Annotated in this window: 12 protein-coding genes and 2 pseudogenes; 11 read left to right on the plus strand and 3 right to left on the minus strand. The window is 64.3% G+C overall.

Annotated elements, in window-relative coordinates; translation table 11 throughout:
• Positions 1–37 precede the first annotated feature (37 nt).
• Positions 38–1,140, plus strand: a protein-coding gene (locus ACCQ16_RS09250) for an IS3 family transposase (RefSeq protein WP_094030629.1) whose coding sequence is annotated in 2 segments (ribosomal slippage) — positions 38–296 and positions 296–1,140 — 1,104 coding nt in all. Because the reading frame shifts where the segments join, the coding sequence is not laid out codon by codon here.
• Between the two features lie 31 nt (positions 1,141–1,171).
• Here ACCQ16_RS09250 and ACCQ16_RS09255 read toward each other — a convergent pair.
• Positions 1,172–1,786: pseudogene (locus ACCQ16_RS09255) on the minus strand (IS1595-like element IS1595 family transposase); the annotation flags it as partial.
• Between the two features lie 461 nt (positions 1,787–2,247).
• Here ACCQ16_RS09255 and ACCQ16_RS09260 point away from each other — a divergent pair.
• From ACCQ16_RS09260 to ACCQ16_RS09285, 6 genes and pseudogenes are all read left to right on the plus strand, one after another.
• Positions 2,248–2,502, plus strand: a complete 255-nt coding sequence (locus ACCQ16_RS09260; protein ID WP_277573478.1) for a hypothetical protein — start codon at positions 2,248–2,250, stop codon at positions 2,500–2,502.
• A 702-nt stretch (positions 2,503–3,204) separates the two neighbouring features.
• Positions 3,205–4,599, plus strand: a pseudogene (locus ACCQ16_RS09265) (hemagglutinin repeat-containing protein); the annotation flags it as partial.
• A 141-nt stretch (positions 4,600–4,740) separates the two neighbouring features.
• Positions 4,741–5,025, plus strand: coding sequence for a hypothetical protein (locus tag ACCQ16_RS09270; protein ID WP_223866278.1), 285 nt, complete (start codon positions 4,741–4,743; stop codon positions 5,023–5,025).
• A gap of 28 nt (positions 5,026–5,053) precedes the next feature.
• The gene (locus ACCQ16_RS09275) at positions 5,054–5,554 is read left to right on the plus strand and encodes a TspO/MBR family protein (RefSeq protein ID WP_209260800.1); all 501 of its coding nucleotides are present in this window, start codon (positions 5,054–5,056) and stop codon (positions 5,552–5,554) included.
• A gap of 589 nt (positions 5,555–6,143) precedes the next feature.
• Entirely contained in the window at positions 6,144–8,651 is a 2,508-nt protein-coding gene (thrA, locus tag ACCQ16_RS09280; protein ID WP_277573143.1) for a bifunctional aspartate kinase/homoserine dehydrogenase I, read from the plus strand.
• Positions 8,648–9,661 carry a homoserine kinase gene (locus ACCQ16_RS09285; protein ID WP_011347177.1) on the plus strand — a complete coding sequence of 338 codons (1,014 nt, stop codon included), beginning with the start codon at positions 8,648–8,650 and terminating at the stop codon, positions 9,659–9,661. Before thrA ends, ACCQ16_RS09285 begins: the two co-directional genes overlap by 4 nt.
• 74 nt (positions 9,662–9,735) lie before the next feature.
• On the opposite strand, the gene ACCQ16_RS09290 is transcribed toward ACCQ16_RS09285, so the two are convergent.
• Positions 9,736–10,050, minus strand: a complete 315-nt coding sequence (locus ACCQ16_RS09290) for an EthD family reductase (protein WP_039419324.1) — start codon at positions 10,048–10,050, stop codon at positions 9,736–9,738.
• A gap of 155 nt (positions 10,051–10,205) precedes the next feature.
• Here ACCQ16_RS09290 and thrC point away from each other — a divergent pair, with 155 nt between their 5' ends.
• Together thrC and ACCQ16_RS09300 are read left to right on the plus strand one after the other, a co-directional pair.
• On the plus strand, positions 10,206–11,516 hold the full coding sequence (gene thrC, locus ACCQ16_RS09295) for a threonine synthase (protein ID WP_372380322.1): 1,311 nt from the start codon (positions 10,206–10,208) through the stop codon (positions 11,514–11,516).
• A 101-nt stretch (positions 11,517–11,617) separates the two neighbouring features.
• Complete coding sequence (locus tag ACCQ16_RS09300) at positions 11,618–12,361, plus strand: murein L,D-transpeptidase catalytic domain family protein (RefSeq protein ID WP_014090040.1); 744 nt, start codon at positions 11,618–11,620, stop codon at positions 12,359–12,361.
• 85 nt (positions 12,362–12,446) lie between these two features.
• On the opposite strand, the gene ACCQ16_RS09305 is transcribed toward ACCQ16_RS09300, so the two are convergent.
• Positions 12,447–13,112, minus strand: coding sequence for a Crp/Fnr family transcriptional regulator (locus ACCQ16_RS09305; protein ID WP_008571434.1), 666 nt, complete (start codon positions 13,110–13,112; stop codon positions 12,447–12,449).
• Positions 13,113–13,315: 203 nt separating this feature from the next.
• Here ACCQ16_RS09305 and hisS point away from each other — a divergent pair, with 203 nt between their 5' ends.
• Both hisS and ACCQ16_RS09315 read left to right on the plus strand, forming a co-directional pair.
• Positions 13,316–14,752: a histidine--tRNA ligase gene (hisS, locus tag ACCQ16_RS09310; protein WP_136733172.1), complete on the plus strand. Its 1,437-nt coding sequence runs from the start codon at positions 13,316–13,318 to the stop codon at positions 14,750–14,752.
• A 214-nt stretch (positions 14,753–14,966) separates the two neighbouring features.
• Positions 14,967–15,293 (plus strand): YerC/YecD family TrpR-related protein, encoded by a 327-nt coding sequence (locus ACCQ16_RS09315; protein ID WP_014090043.1) that lies wholly within the window; start codon positions 14,967–14,969, stop codon positions 15,291–15,293.
• The last annotated feature ends 2 nt before the right edge of the window (positions 15,294–15,295 follow it).

Consider the following 15,295-nt stretch of genomic DNA (forward strand, 5'->3'; position numbering starts at 1 on the left):
GTTTGGAGTCCAATTCCCTAACTCGAGGAGATTGGACGTGAAGAAGCGTTTTTCTGAAGAACAGATCATCGGCTTCCTGCGCGAAGCTGATGCCGGTGTGGCGATCAAGGACCTGTGCCGGCGGCATGGCTTCAGCGAGGCTTCCTATTATCTGTGGCGCAGCAAGTTCGGCGGGATGAGCGTGCCCGATGCCAAGCGGCTCAAGGACCTTGAGTCCGAGAACGCGCGGCTGAAGAAGTTGCTGGCCGAGCAGCTGTTCGAGAACGACCTGATCAAGGATGCACTGCGAAAAAAGTGGTGAGCGCACCGGCGCGTCGCATGCTGGTGCGCGAGTGGATCGGGCGTGGTGCCAGCGAGCGTCGTGCGTTGGCAGTGATCGGCATGAGCGCCAGTGCGCTGCGATATTGCCCGCGCGAAGATCGCAACGTCGAACTGCGCGAACGCATCTGTGCGTTGGCGCATCGCCATCGCCGTTATGGTGTGGGGATGATCTATCTCAAATTACGACAGGAAGGACGCATCGTGAACTACAAGCGTGTGGAGCGGTTGTACCGCGAGCAGCAGCTGCAGGTCCGGCGCCGCAAGCGCAAAAAGGTGCTGATAGGAGAGCGTCAGCCGCTGCTGCGGCCATCGCAGGCCAATCAGGTGTGGTCGATGGATTTCGTGTTCGACCGCAGCGCCGAAGGCCGAGTGATCAAGTGTCTGGTGATCGTGGACGATGCAACCCACGAAGCGATCGCCATCGAGGTGGAGCGCGCAATCTCGGGCCATGGCGTGACACGCGTGCTGGATCGGCTGGCGCACAGTCGCGGCTTGCCACAGGTGATCCGCACAGATAACGGCAAGGAGTTTTGCGGCAAAGCGATGGTGGCCTGGGCACATGCGCGTGGCGTGCAGTTACGGCTGATCCAGCCTGGCAAGCCAAACCAGAACGCCTACGTCGAATCGTTCAATGGCCGGCTGCGCGACGAATGCCTCAACGAGCACTGGTTCCCAACCCTGCTGCATGCGCGTACCGAGATCGAACGCTGGCGACGCGAATACAACGAGGAGCGACCCAAGAAGGCCATTGGCGGCATGACGCCATCTGCGTATGCCCAACAGCTGGCCAACACCGATATCATCAACCCCGGACTCTAAACCCGGCCGCTACTCAGAGCGGGGGGACGTCGAGGCGACGGGCAATCCAGTCCTGCAGCGAGGTGTTGTCGAAGCTGCGCACCGGCTCAATCACCACAAAGCGCGGCGCGGTGAAGGTGGCATCGGTCTGCACCGCAATCAGGAACGCTTGTTTGTTCTCTGATCCGCGTCCGGCCTTGCCACCGTTACGCTCGCCGCCGAGATAGGCATCGTCGATCTGCACGAAACCCGCCAATTTCCGCGTGGCTTCACGCTCGGCCATGACCTGCATGATCTTGTGCTTCATCCGCCAGGCCGTCTTGTAGTTAACCCCCAGATGACGCATCAGCTCCAGTGCGGCCATGTTGGTTTTGGTCGAGGTCAACAGGTGCAAGGCCAGCATCCAGGTGCGCAGCGGCAGTTTGGTGCCTTCGAACATCGTGCCTGCCATCAGACTGGTCTGATGCCGGCACGCGCTGCATTGGTAGTAGATCGCAGCACGCCGCTTGAAACGCGAGCGCACGCGCCCGGCACAAACAGGGCAACGAAAGCCCTGCGGCCAACGCCACGTGTAGAGCGCGCGATAGCACTTGGCCTCGGTGCCGTAGAACGCGAAGAACTCAGGCATCGACAATCCAGCCTGGAACTGCACCGCATTGATGCTCATCACGTCACCTCGTTGGCTTCAGAGTGACAGCAGCATCCACCCAGCGCGGCGCAGATCCTGCGACTGGCGGCTGAAGGTCAGGGCTAATCAGGAGGTTGTTTGGGTTGACGAAAAGGCGTCGATGAGTCCCAAAGCACGCGATTATAATGACTCTGCCCCAGGCGCGCGATCAAATGTGGAAACCCAAGCATCGCAAGCGCCTTCAATCACGAGGACTATGCCAGATGGAACGGAACGCCCTGTAAAATTCGACGGTGTTGACGCAGATGTGTTGGTGGATCGTAAAATATCAGTAGTTACCACGCCAAAGGCGAAAGATCAGGCGTTACGTCAATCTCAAGCTTTGTCAGAACAGGGTTAACTGGTCGCTGGGAAGTGCCCACACAGGCGCAGGCTAATCGTGCAAAGAAAATGTTCGAAGAGCTTGGTATTAAAAACATAACTGTAGAGGTGGTTAAGCCGTGAGTGAAGTTAATAAAACTTTTGCCAAAGTTATAGCTAATTTTTGTAATTTTCTAGAGTTTTCTGGTGCTAAAATTGTCGATCAAGATGCGGCTGTTCAGATGATGGAGCAGTTGGCCTTTGAGCTGCAGGAACTTCCTGATATTGAAAGGGTTCTATTGTGTTCTGATTTGGTTTCGGAATCCTTAAATTATGAGGGTGAGGTTGCCGATTTTGTGAAAAATCTTCCAAGCTCACTTGGTCTGAATGAGTAGAAATCAGATCATCAGGATCATCAGGGACGGAGATAATTAAGCGGCGGTCCTGACCGCCAGCCTGGCCTGCAGCAAGGCGCAGCATCAGCGGCAGCGCGCTCAACGGCATCGGTCGGCGCGCAAGGTGGCCTGAGCGGCCGCGGCAGGCAGAGCGCAGCCAGCGCGGGTCAGCAGGCCGTGACCGGGCGCGCCAATGGCGGCGCCAGCAGCATCCGGGTCGCCACGGGCACTTCCGGCAGCGCGGGTGCGCAGGTCGGTGCGAACACCCAGGACGCCACGCTGGCCACCTCCGGCGGCATCGTCGCGGTGTCGGTCGCGCCGGTGATGTCCAACGACAGCGGCCTGGCGCGCAGCACGGTCGATCAGGCCACGGTGCAGACCACCGCGGCCGGCACCGGCATCGTCGTGGGTGCCAACCAGGGCCGGGTGGGTGTCGATCCATCGAGCATCCCGGTAACCGAGCTTGTGGGCGGCGGCCAGACCTCGCTGGCGCAGATCGATCTGCCCATCGGCGGGCTGTATCGCCTGTCCAACGGCACCGCCACCGACCGCACCGCGATGGGCCGCGCGGCCACCAGCCTGGGCGGCATCAACGCCTGGCGCAGCAACGGCCCGGGCCGTCGCTACCTGATCGAGACCGATCCGCGCTTCGTCAACTACGACAACTTCATCAGCAGCGATTTCCTGCTGGACAAGCTGGGCGTGGACCCGGAGTGGACCCAGACCCGCCTGGGCGACGGCTTCTATGAGCAGCGCCTGGTGCTGGACCAGATCACCCAGCTCACCGGTCGTCGCTACCTGAGCAACTACGCCGATGGCGTGGCGCAATACCGCGCCTTGCTCGAGTCCGGCGTGGCCGCTGCAGGCCAGCTGCAGCTGAGCATGGGCGTGGGCCTGACTGCCGCCCAGGCCGCTGCACTGACGCAGGACATCGTGTGGATGGTGGAGCAGGAGTACCAGGGCCAGACCGTGCTGGTGCCGGTGGTCTACCTGGCGTCCAACTCGCTGCAGCTGCGTGGCAACGGCGCGCTGATCGCCGGCGGCAACGTCGAACTCAACGCCACCAACGCCCTGAGCAACCAGGGCGTCATCGCGGGTGCCGATGTCAGCGTCACCGCCGGCAACCTGCTCAACCAGGGCCGCATCAGCGGCACCGGAACTGTGTCGCTGCAAGCGCGCAACGACCTGCTCAACCAGGGCCAGATCCAGGGCCGCGATGTCGCGCTGGCCGCTGGCAACAACCTGGTCAGCGAAGCGTCCAGGGCCATCAATGGTGCGGGCATCCTGTCGGGCATCAGTGCGGGCAACGCCCTGCAGCTGTTCGCCGGCAACGACATGACCCTGACCGGCACCCGCGTGCAGGCGGGCGGCAGCGCGGCCTTGATCGCGGGCAACAACCTCAGCCTCACGCCAAGCGCCTTGCGTGACGACAACGGCCTGCTGCGTGGCGGTGACGCCGTGTCGGTGACTGCGGGCAAGGACCTGATCGTCTCGGCCGGCAACGATCTGCAACTGCATGGCGTGACCATCAAGGCCGGCGGCAGCGCGGCACTGCAGGCGGGCAACGACCTCTCGCTGACGCCGGCCACTGGTCTCGACGGCAAGCCCACCACCCGCACCAGCATCAGCACCGGCGACAGCCTGCAACTCACCGCGGGCAACGACCTGACCATCCGCCAGGCCGAGGTGAAGGCAGGCGGCGATCTGATCGCCGCAGCGGGCAACAACCTCAACGTCGAGTCCGTGCTCAACGAGACCGAGACCAACAGCTATAACAACCGCAACGGCAAGACCCGCGTTACCACCACCACGACCACGCAGAGCATCGATCAGCAGGCGCTCACCGCTGGCGGCAAACTGATCCTCAGCGCCGGCAACGACGTCAATCTGGTCGCCGCCAAGCTCGATGCAGGCAAGGGTCTGGGCATCAGCGCCGGCAACGGCATCAACGCCAGCACGCTGACCACGGTGGACACCAGCGATGTCCTGGAAACGCGCAAGCGCTTCAAGCAAACCACCAGCACGAGCGACGAAACCGTCCACAGCACCGAGTTCAGTGCCGGCGGCAACCTCGCTATGCAGGCGGGCAACGACTTAGCAGTCTTCAACAAGGCGCAAAGTATGGGGCAAGATGCCTGGGCCAGATGCAGGCTAATCGTAGCGTTCGTCTTACAGGGTGGTAAGGAAATTCCACTGCCCTGGCAGTGTTAAGGTTGTTGGCGTCGACGGAAATTGGCAATGAACACAGATTGGTTTAAAGAGAACTTCTTATCTTTTATGAAAGGTTGCGAATTTATCTACAGTGAATTCAAGAATGGTGATTTCGGAGATCTTCAGAGAGTGGAGGTTGAAAGTTTTAACAAAATGGGGGCAGTTGAATTTTGGTCCTCAGGCTGGGTAGGAATTGATCTTGTCGATTGCGTTTCTGGAACCCAAGAAATCAGTGTGCTGCTTTCTCCGGAACAGCGAGATCTCGTTGATGGTGAGTTAAGAAGATTTTCCGACCTGATGGCGCGACGCTGACCAACGCTGATGCGAGGCTACAGCAGTCATGACCCAAGATCGTTTCAAAAAATCGCAATGGTTCGGCCTTCTCGGCTGGTTGGTGCTTTGCTATGCCGCAGCCGCGCTGGGCGCAACTGCATCGATCCAGGCCGCCAGCTTTTATGCGCAGCTGCAGCGGCCGGCATGGGCGCCGCCGGGGTGGTTGTTCGGGCCGGTGTGGATGGCGCTGTACGGGATGATGGCGCTGTCGGCGTGGTTGGTGTGGCTCCGTGGGCGATGGGCTGGCGCGCGTGTGGCGCTGACACTTTTCCTGGTGCAGCTGGCGCTCAACGGGCTGTGGAGTTGGTTGTTCTTTGCATTGCACTTGGGAGCGTGGGCGTTTGCGGACATCGTGGCGCTGTGGCTGGTGCTGGCGGCGACCATCGGTGTGTTTGGGAAGAGGCAAGCTTCGGCGGCGTGGTTGTTGGTGCCATATCTGGCGTGGGTGAGCTTTGCGGCGGCGCTCAATTTTTCGGTCTGGCAACTCAACCCTCGGGTGCTTGGCTGATCTGCGCTGCTGACCTTGGTTCGCACCGATTCGGGGTTGCGATAGCGACGATCTGTTGCTTGATGCGAAGTTGTCTGTTGCTTGATGCGACGTGCTGCCTGCAGCGATGTGATGCATCGAGTGCTGGCCATCCAGTCAGCCTATCGCGTCGGCCGAGCACACGACTCGAGCAATGAAGGTTAGAAAGCTGCGCAGCATGGCTCTGCAAGGCCGATCCAAAAGTTTCCATAGCAATCAATTGCTTGCACGCACAGTGCTTAAATCCCTGAGCAAAAAGGATTTCTGTTCCGTGCGCCCAACGCATGCGCCTGCCCATTCACGCAATGCTTGACAGGCCTCGGCCCGGTGATGTCTTTTGCATGCATGGGTAACGCCTCCGCCACCGCTTCGCTTCTCTGCCAGCCGCTACTGCGGGCAGGTGCGGGCGTGGCCGGCATTACCACCATCATTACTACCGCCACCATTCGCCCGGTGCGGTCCGTCGTCTTCGCGTAACTTCCGAAAACAACGGCCCCGCACCCGGACCAGGATGCGGGGACTTCCCTCTCTCATCCGATGCGGACGGGGCCTCCCCTAACGAGGTCTGTCGATGTCATCGCCCGCTGTTTCGTTCGAACCCGCTTCTGTTCTTGCGTCCTCTGCGCGCACTATCGTGCACAAATTCGGCGGCACCTCGGTGGCCGATGCCGAGCGCTATCGGCATGTGGCGCAGCTGCTGCTTGCCCGCAACGAGACGGTGCAGGTCACCGTGGTCTCGGCAATGAAGGGCGTCACCGATGCCTTGATCGAACTGGCCGAACTTGCGGCGAAAAATCGCCCCGAATGGCGCGAGCGCTGGCACGAAACACGCGCACGCCATCGCGGTGCGGCAGTGGCGTTGCTCGGCGAGCATTCCGGGCCGACGGTGGAGTGGCTGGACGAGCGCTTCGAACATCTGTCGCAGATCCTCGGGGCCCTGGCGGTCATCGGCGAATTGCCGCGCGAAGTGCTCGACCGCGTACAGGGCCTTGGCGAGGTGTATTCGGCGCAGCTGCTAGGCGATCACTTTCGCGCGATCGGCGAGGACTGTGCGGTGCTGGACGCGCGCGACGTGCTGGTGGTCAATCGCGGCGAACTCGGTGTGGATGTGGACTGGGAGGCGAGTGCGCAACGTCTTGCAACCTGGCGGCAGGCGCATCCACAAACGCGCGTGGTGGTCACCGGATTCGTGGCGCGCGACCGCGCCGATCGCATTACCACGCTGGGCCGCAACGGCAGCGATTATTCGGGTGCCATCTTTGCCGCGTTGTTCGATGCCGACGAACTGCATATCTGGACCGACGTGGACGGCGTGCTGTCGGCCGACCCGCGCGTGGTGCCTGAAGCGGTGCAACTGGAAACGCTGAGCTACGACGAGGCCTGCGAGCTGGCGTACTTCGGTGCGAAGGTGGTGCATCCGCAAACGATGTCGCCGGCGATCGAACGCGGCTTGCCGATCATCATCCGCAACACCTTCCAGCCCGAGCATCCCGGCACGCGCATCACTGCCAGCAGTGCGGTGAGCGGGCCGATCAAGGGGCTGACGTTGAGCCCGGATCTGGCGGTGCTGAATCTGGAAGGCACCGGTCTGATCGGGGTGCCGGGCACGGCCGAGCGCGTGTTTGCAGCGCTGCGCACCGCGCAGGTGTCGGTGGTGATGATCTCGCAAGGTTCCTCGGAACATTCGATCTGCTGCGTGGTCAAGCAGCGCGAGTCCGAGCGTGCACGCAATGCATTGCTGCAGGCGTTCGCGCATGAACTCACGGTCGGCCAGGTGCAGCGCGTGCAGCTGACCACCGGCATCAGCGTGCTGGCAGCGGTGGGCGATGGTATGGCCGGCCAGCCGGGTGTGGCGGCACGGCTGTTCGAATCGTTGGGCCGCGCGCAAGTCAATATCCTGGCGATTGCGCAGGGCTCGTCCGAACGCAACATCTCGGTGGCCATCGATGCGGCGCACGCCACCAAGGCCTTGCGGGCGGCACATGCAGGTTTCTGGTTGTCGCCGCAGACGTTCTCTGTGGGCGTGATCGGGCCGGGCAATGTGGGCGCAGCGCTGTTGGATCAATTGCGCACTGCGCAGCCACAGTTGCTGGGCAAGGCCAATCTGGATCTGCGCCTGCGTGCGGTGGTCTCACGCGGTCGCATGCTGCTGGACGAACGCGGCCTGGTCGGCGACTGGCGCGATGCGTTTGCATCGGCCGCCACGCCCACCGATCTGGAACGCTTCACCACGCATCTGCTGTCTGCGCATCTGCCGCATGCGGTGATCATCGATTGCAGCGGCAGCGCCGAAGTGGCCGACCGTTATGCGGGCTGGCTGGCCGCCGGCATCCATGTGGTCACGCCGAACAAGCAGGCCGGTTCCGGCCCGCTGGCACGTTATGAGGCGATCCGCGCAGCGGCCGATGCCAGTGGGGCGCGCTTCCGTTATGAAGCCACCGTGGGCGCCGGGTTGCCGGTGATCACCACGCTGCGCGACCTGGTCGATACCGGTGACGCGGTCACCTCCATCGAAGGCATCTTCTCCGGCACGTTGGCGTGGTTGTTCAATAAATACGACGGCAGCGTGCCTTTTGCCGAACTGGTGACGCAGGCACGCGGCATGGGCTACACCGAACCGGATCCGCGCGACGATCTGTCCGGCGTGGACGTGGCGCGCAAGTTGGTGATCCTGGCGCGCGAAGCAGGGCGCTCCATCAGCCTGGAAGATGTGCAGGTTGAAAGCCTGGTGCCGGAAGGGCTGCGTCAGGCTAGCGTGGACGATTTCATGGCGCGGCTCTCCGAAGTGGATGCGGTGTTCGCGCAGCGCCTGCGCGATGCGCGTGCGCGCGGCAACGTGCTGCGCTATGTGGCGCAGCTGCCGCCGGACCGCGCGCCCAGCGTGGGCCTGGTGGAATTGCCCGCCGATCACGCCTTCGCCAATCTGCGCCTCACCGACAATGTGGTGCAGTTCACCACGCGTCGCTACTGCGAGAACCCGCTGGTGGTGCAAGGCCCGGGCGCGGGGCCGGAAGTGACCGCGGCAGGCGTGTTCGCCGACCTGCTGCGCGTGGCGGCAGGCGAGGGCGCGCGACTATGACGCAGACTGTTGTCAGCCATGCCGGCGTGAGCCAGGCAGCGGTGGCGCAGGCGCATCGCTGCGATCGCGCATCTTTGGACAAACACGGCCTGCACGAAGCGCGCGCCTTCGCACCAGCATCGGTTGCCAATGTCGCGGTGGGATTCGATCTGCTCGGCTATCCGATCGATGGCATCGGCGACACCGTGACCGTGCGCCGTATCGAAGCGCCGGTGGTGCGCATCGCTGCGATTCGCGGCACGACGGTGGCGCTGCCCCTGGATGCCGAGCGCAACACTGCAGGCGCTGCACTCATTTCGCTACGTGCCGCCTTGCAGCTGCCTTATGGGTTCGAAGTCGAGATCGACAAAGGCATCGCGCTGAGCTCGGGCATGGGCGGGTCTGCCGCGTCATGCGTCGCGGCCCTGGTTGCGGCAAACGCGCTACTGGCCTCGCCATTGGATCACCACCAGCTCTACCAATACGCGCTCGATGGCGAAGCGGTAGCCAGCGGCAGCCGCCACGGCGACAATCTGGGGCCGCTGTTTGTAGGTGGTTTGGTGTTGTGCACGCTGGAACGCCTGGTGCCAATCGCGGTGCCACCCGCTTGGCATAGCCTGCTGGTGCATCCGGATGCAGTGCTGGAAACGCGGCGCGCGCGCGAAGCCTTGGCGGGCAATTATCAATTGCGCGAGTTCGTCGCGCAGAGCACCAATCTGGCGTTGGTGTTGGCCGGTTGCCATGCCGGCGATCCAGACCTGGTACGCGCAGGCCTGCGTGATGTCCTGATCGAACCGCGTCGCGCCCCATTGATCGCCGGCTTCGCAGACGCCAAACAGGCAGCGCTGGACCACAACGCCCTCGGCGCCAGCATTTCCGGCGCCGGGCCAAGTGTGTTTGCCTGGTTTGAATCGCGTGCCGCTGCAGAGGCTGCGGCAACCGCAGTGCAGGCCGGGTTTGCGGCTGCAGGGTTCGATAGCCAGGCCTGGGTCTCGCCAATCGCAAGTCCTGCGGCGCGGTTACTCGGATGAATCGGGACGCATGCAATGAAAACGCGCCGCAGGCAGCAGGCAGCAGGTCTGGCCTGCAGCTCGCCAGGCGCTGTTTAGTCGACGACGACTTCGCTGATCTGCATCACCGGGGTCAGGTCGGTGTAGTTGGCGATGTCGCCCAGGATCTCGCCCGCATGCGGGCCGAAGCTGGCATTGAAGGCTTCCTGCGACGCGCAAAAGATGTGGCACATCCCGATGAACGCCGGCGGGCTGCCGGCCTCGCCGCCGCTGATGCCTTTGTCCACCGTATATTTCAAACAGGCCGGCCCCATGCGCGCGCTCACCAGCGGCATGTGCTGGTCGCGGTAGTAGGCGTGATCGAAGCGAGCGCCGTCGCGGTACGGGTACATCACACTGACCTTGATCATCTGCCGACTCCACGGAAGGGTGCGCGCAGCATAGCCCCGCGCCATCGACCGTGCGCACCCCTTCGGCCAAATGCCGGCGCAGCCCGACGCCCGGCTCCGTCACACGCGGCACCGCTTGTCATGGGTACCGCCCAGCCTTCGCTTTATCTGGAGTCATGCTGATGTTTATCTCCACCCGTGGCGGTGCCCCCGCCGCAAGCCTGAGCCAGGCCATCGCCGCCGGGCTGGCGCCCGATGGCGGCCTCTACGTGCCGCAGACCCTGCCGCCTGCGCGTACGCTGGTTGCGGGCGCCGGCCTGGCCGACACCGCCACCGTGCTGCTGCAGCCGTTTTTCGAAGGTGATGCGCTGGCCGCCGAGCTGCCCGCCATCTGCGCTGAAGCCTTCGACTTCCCGGCACCGCTGGTTGAGCTGGGTACGCCGGGCGATTACGCGCTGGAGCTGTTTCATGGCCCCACCGCCGCGTTCAAGGATTTCGGTGCGCGCTTCCTGGCCGCCTGCCTGACCCGCCTGCGCCGTGCCGAAGATCGCCCGCTCACCATCCTGGTCGCCACCTCCGGCGACACTGGCGCCGCCGTGGCCGCCGCGTTCCATCGCCAGCCCGGCCTGCGCGTGGTAGTGCTGTATCCGGACGTCCGCGTGTCGCCGCGGCAGGCGCATCAATTGGGGTGTTTCGGCGACAACATCCAGGCCCTGCGCGTGGCCGGCTCGTTCGACGACTGCCAGGCAATGGTCAAGCAGGCCTTGAACGATGCCGCATTGCAGGCGCAGGTGCCGCTGAGTTCGGCCAACAGCATCAGTCTGGGCCGGTTGCTGCCGCAGATGAGTTACTACGCACATGCCGCGCTGGAACACCATGCAGCCTCGGGCAGCGCGCTCAACCTGGTCGTGCCTACCGGTAACCTGGGCAACGCGCTGGCGGCGATCATCGCGCGCGCGCTCGGGGTGCCATTGGGCCGCATCGCGCTGGCGTCCAACGCCAATCACGTGCTGCCGGACTATTTCGCGGGAGATGCCTACGCACCGCAGCCCAGCGTGGCCACGCTGGCCAATGCGATGGACGTGGGCGCGCCGAGCAATTTCGAGCGGCTGCGTTGGCTCTACAACGGCGACGATGCCGCCTTGCGCGAGGAATTCCGGGCCTTGTCGGTGGACGATGCGGCGATTCGCAACACCGTGCAGCAGCGCTTCGCCCGCTACGGCGAGGTGCATTGCCCGCATACCGCCACCGCGGTGCATGTGCTCGAACAACTGCGTGCCGAAGGCGCGGAGGGCGGCACTGGCGACTGGGCGGTAGCGGCCACCGCGCATCCGGCCAAGTTCGAGGGGGTGGTGGAGCCATTGATCGGCCGCGCGGTGGAGGTTCCGCCGGCGCTGGCCGCGCTGCTGCAGCGCCCGGCGCATGCCGAAGCACTGGCGCCGGACTACGCAGCCCTTCGGCAGCGCTTGCTTGCCGATGCCGCCTGACCCAACGCGTTCAGACACCGGGGTTGGAAAGTGGCCCGCATGCGGCTATTTCTAGCCGGGTGCGGCCCCGTCGTGGCGCCGCGTCCGCTGTGGGTTGTTGCATGTCTTATCGAATGATCGCCGTTGCCGGCTTCTTGTGCGGGTGGGCAGCGGCTGGTGCGGCCAGTGCGGCCGATGCATTGGCTGGATCACCGGTCGCGCCACTGGGCGCTCCGCGTGTGGGTCTGGTCGAGGCGCTGGCGCGCCAGGCGCCGTCGCTGGACCGTCAGGTGCTGGCCCTGGCCACCGAGGCGCTGCAATGCGCCCGCCAGCGCCAGCAGGTGGGTGCCGAACGGGTGCTCAGCGTCATCGACTACAGCCGCCCCTCGACCGAGCGCCGGCTCTGGGTGTTCGATCTGGATAAGCAGCGCCTGTTGTTTCGCGAATGGGTCGCGCACGGGCGCAATACCGGCGAGAACCTGGCGGCGAAGTTCTCCAATGACGATGGCAGCTTCCAGTCCAGCCTGGGCGCGTTCACCGCGCAGGAGTCGTACACCGGGCACAACGGTTACTCGTTGCGGCTCAAGGGTCTGGAGCCGGGATTCAACGACCACGCACGCGATCGCGCCATCGTGATCCACGGCGCGCCCTATGTCAGCGAAGCCATCATCCGCAGCCAGGGCCGGCTCGGCCGCAGCCTGGGCTGCCCGGCGGTGCGGCCAGCGGTGGCCAAGCAGTTGATCGATACCTTGCGCGACGGTGCGTTCGTGTTTGCCTACTACCCGGACCGGGCCTGGCTGCGCCAGTCGCGGCTGCTGAGTAGTGGCTGTGGCGGTGCGGCAGCGCGTGCAGTGGCCGGGCGCTGAGTGATCGCGCGTCACCGACCCGGCCGACTGCGTCGACAGCCACGCACCGACGCATCAATGAAATCCATCAATCAGCCGCCAACCCTTACACCGTATCGCCGGCCAGGCGGCGCAGTGCGGCGTAATCCAGGATCTGCACCAGCTGCAGTTGCGGTAGCGCGATCAACTGCTGCTGCCGCAGCTTGGTGAAGGTGCGGCTCACCGTTTCCACGGTCAGCCCCAGATGGTCGGCAATATCGCCGCGGCTCATCGGCAGCGCCACGGTGTCGCCGCTGGCGCCGGGCTGGGTGGAGCGAGCGGCCAGCCGCAGCAGGAAATGCGCCAGCCGTTCGCTCGGTTGCAGGCGTGCCAGCAGCAGGCCGGTGTCCTGCGCTGCAGCCAGCTCCATGCTGGCACGTTGCAGCAGCTTGCGTTCCAGCTGCGGGTAGCGCTCGCGTAGCTGGCGCATTTGCGCCATCGGCGTGCGGCACACCCGGCTGTCGACAATGGCTTCGATATCGTGGCGGTGCTGCGCGGTTTCGGTGAGCCCGACGTAGTCGCCGGGCAGCACGAAGCCGGTGATCTGGCGGCGCCCGTCGGCCAGCGTGCGCACCATGCGCAACGCACCGGAGGTCACGGTATAGACGTTGTGCCGGGTCTCGCCCGCACGCACCAGGGTGCTGCCGGGCGCGTAGGCCGCCGCGTGGGTGACCTGGTCCAGCGCGTCCATCTCCTGCGCCGACAGCGCCGCACAAATGGCCCGGCCGCGCACGGCGCAAAGGGCGCAATCTGAGTTGGGCGTGCCACTGGCGGATGCCGTGCTGGGCGCCGGGCAGGTCGCGCTGGGGTCGGAAAGCTGCCGGTACATGGGCCATGCACTGCTGGGACGCATTGAATGATACGCCATGCGGTCAGCGCGGCCGCCCAGCCGGTAGAATTGTGCGTTCGCCACATTGTCCTGCAGGAGTTTCGCTCGTGATCAAGCCCCGTACGCCGCCCGGCATCATGGAATTGCTGCCGCGCGAGCAGATCGCGTTCCAGCGCATGCTGGACGTCATCCGCCGCAACTACGAGCGGTTCGGGTTCCTGCCGGTCGAGACCCCGGTGTTCGAGCTGTCGGATGTGCTGCTGACCAAATCCGGCGGCGAAACCGAGCGCCAGGTGTATTTCGTGCAGTCCACCGGCGCGCTGGCCAATGCTGCTGCGGCAGCCGATGCGGGCGCCGAGAACGGTGGCCTGCCCGAGCTCGCGCTGCGCTTCGACCTGACCGTGCCGCTGGCGCGCTACGTCGCCGAGCATGAGCACGAGCTGAGCTTCCCGTTCCGGCGCTACCAGATGCAGCGCGTGTATCGCGGCGAACGTGCGCAGCGCGGGCGCTTCCGTGAGTTCTACCAGTGCGATATCGACGTCATTGGCAAGGATGCGCTGAGCATCCGCTACGACGCCGAAGTGCTGGCGGTGATCCATGCGGTGTTCGCCGAGCTGGGCATCGGCGATTTCAAGGTGCAGTTGAACAACCGCAAGCTGCTGCGCGGCTTCTTCGAAAGCCTGGGCGTGGCTGAGGGCGAGTTGCAGCTGGCCGTGCTGCGCGAAGTCGACAAGATCGACAAGCGTGGCGCCGATTACGTGCGCGACACGCTGGTGGGCGAGGGCTTCGGCATCGCCGCCGAGCAGGTGGCCAAGATCCTCGCCTTCGTGGCGGTGCGCTCTGACGGGCATGCCGATGCGCTGGCGCAGTTGCAGGCGCTGGAAGCCTCGGTCGGGGCCAGCGCGACGCTGGGCGAGGGCATCGCCGAGTTGCGCGAAGTACTGGAGCTGGTCAAGGCCCTAGGCGTGCCGGAGAGCGCGTACTGCCTGAATTTCTCCATCGCGCGCGGGCTGGACTATTACACCGGCACCGTCTACGAAACCACGCTGATCGACCACCCGCAGATCGGCTCAATCTGTTCGGGCGGCCGTTACGAGAGCCTGGCCAGCCACTACACCAAGTCCAAGCTGCCGGGCGTGGGCATTTCGATCGGCCTGACCCGCCTGTTCTGGCAGCTGCGCGAGGCCGGCCTGATCCAGGGCATCGCCGAAAGCAGCGTGCAGGCGATGGTGGCGCTGATGGACGAGACCCGCCTGGACGACGCGCTGGATATCGCGCGCCGGCTGCGCATCGGTGGCATCAACACCGAGGTGCAGATGGAGCCGAAGAAGGTCGGCAAGCAGTTCCAGTATGCGGCTCGTGCCGGCATCCGCTTCGTGGTGCTGGCCGGCGACGACGAACTGGCACGCGGCGTGGTGGCGGTGAAAGACCTGGTGCGAGAGCAGCAGTTCGACGTCGCCCGCGATGAGCTGGCCAGCACCTTGCAGGTGGAACTGGAACAGGCCAGGGCAATGCTGGTGGCTGGCGGCGTCCAGGGCGACTGATATCGTCAGTTTGAAGACGTCACAGGCTTGGTGACCATTTCGCCGGCGACCCACGTGCCGTAGCGCAGAACGCGCCCACTGACATCAGATGTCAGTGGGCGTTTTCGTAACAGGCAGGTGGGCGAGCAGTTTCTTCATGAATGCTTCGATGCGGTCGACTTGTCCCGAGGCCGGTGTTTGCGTTAATGTACTAACACGCTATTACATTAACGCAATGAAACAACGACCCGCCCCCCGCGAGAACACCGACATTGCGGCATCTCTGACGATGCTGGCCGACGCGCTGGCATGCCTGCGCGCGCCCGAGGCGGTCGAAGCGTTTCTGCGTGACCTCTGCACGCCTGCCGAGCTGGAAGCCATGGCCGACCGCTGGCGGGTGGTGCCGCTGCTGGTCAAGGGCGTGCCGTATCGCGAAATCCATGAGCTGACCCAGGTCAGCGTCACCACCATCGGGCGCGTTGCGCGCACCCTGGACCACGGTGCCGGCGGCTATGCCGCGGCCTTGCGCGAGCAGTCTTCGCGCCCTGACGCCTCCCATTGAGA

This window comes from Xanthomonas sp. NCPPB 1062, from assembly GCF_041481705.2.
Taxonomy (GTDB): Bacteria; Pseudomonadota; Gammaproteobacteria; order Xanthomonadales; family Xanthomonadaceae; genus Xanthomonas; species Xanthomonas euvesicatoria.